Raw genomic sequence first — 490 nt, 5'->3', positions numbered from 1 at the left:
TGGAACCATTCGAAACAACACAGCTCTAAAACAAGGTTTTAAAGCAGCAGAGGTTAATGGCGGTTTTGGAACCATTCGAAACAACACAGCTCTAAAACTTCTTGTGGACTAGACCACCGTTAGCATCGGTTTTGGAACCATTCGAAACAACACAGCTCTAAAACTTTCCTCCGATAGGAAAAATTTTTCGTCCAGTTTTGGAACCATTCGAAACAACACAGCTCTAAAACTTCTTCCTGTGTTAGCGTACAAAGTCATCTGTTTTGGAACCATTCGAAACAACACAGCTCTAAAACTCAATAAATGATTTGTCATACATGAAGATTGTTTTGGAACCATTCGAAACAACACAGCTCTAAAACGCCAACCCTTTCTTGGATAAAGCAATTAATGTTTTGGAACCATTCGAAACAACACAGCTCTAAAACTTACTGCTAGCAAGAGGGCGTGAGCTCTCCGTTTTGGAACCATTCGAAACAACACAGCTCTA

At 40.0% G+C, this 490-nt stretch carries 1 CRISPR repeat array.

Going from position 1 to position 490, the window contains the following annotated elements:
• Position 1: 1 nt before the first annotated feature.
• Positions 2-490: a CRISPR direct-repeat array (repeat unit 27 nt; unit sequence GGAACCATTCGAAACAACACAGCTCTA).

This window comes from Streptococcus sp. HMSC072D03, from assembly GCF_001812855.1.
GTDB lineage: Bacteria > Bacillota > Bacilli > Lactobacillales > Streptococcaceae > Streptococcus > Streptococcus salivarius_D.
This window is presented reverse-complemented; position numbering and strand designations above follow the sequence as displayed.